This window comes from Undibacterium sp. Ji49W, assembly GCF_049340205.1.
Classification (GTDB): domain Bacteria; phylum Pseudomonadota; class Gammaproteobacteria; order Burkholderiales; family Burkholderiaceae_D; genus Undibacterium.
Genome location: NZ_JBMPOW010000066.1, coordinates 1 through 327, shown reverse-complemented (window position 1 = coordinate 327; position 327 = coordinate 1). Strand labels below are relative to the sequence as shown.

The following is a 327-nucleotide window of genomic DNA, read 5'->3' as shown; positions in this document are numbered from 1 at the left end:
TGTTGGCAGCGATCAGGGCATCGGTCAAGGTCAGACGGTAGTTACCAGCACCGGCAACGCCAGCGTTGTTGGAGGTACCAACCAGACGGATGGTTTCAAAGCCAGAAACGTTAGTCCATTCAGACGCACCCAGGGCGATGGTGTCGCCCAGGTTGGCACCTGTCAGATCACCGTCGATGACCAGTGTGTCGCCTGTACCAGCGCCACCGGCTACGGTGTCGGAGATGCTCAGACCAGCACGTGTGTCCTGGAGGTTATCGAAGATGACGGTGTCGTTACCGGCACCCATGGTGATTTTTTGTGCGCCATTGAGTGCAGCTGCGTTAG

The 327-nt window shown here is 57.5% G+C and carries 1 protein-coding gene; it reads right to left on the bottom strand.

The genetic code is table 11. The annotated features are described in order from the left end of the window. A partial coding sequence (locus ACO0LK_RS27055) for a hypothetical protein (protein WP_422980616.1) occupies positions 1-327 on the bottom strand: 327 nt, incomplete at both ends.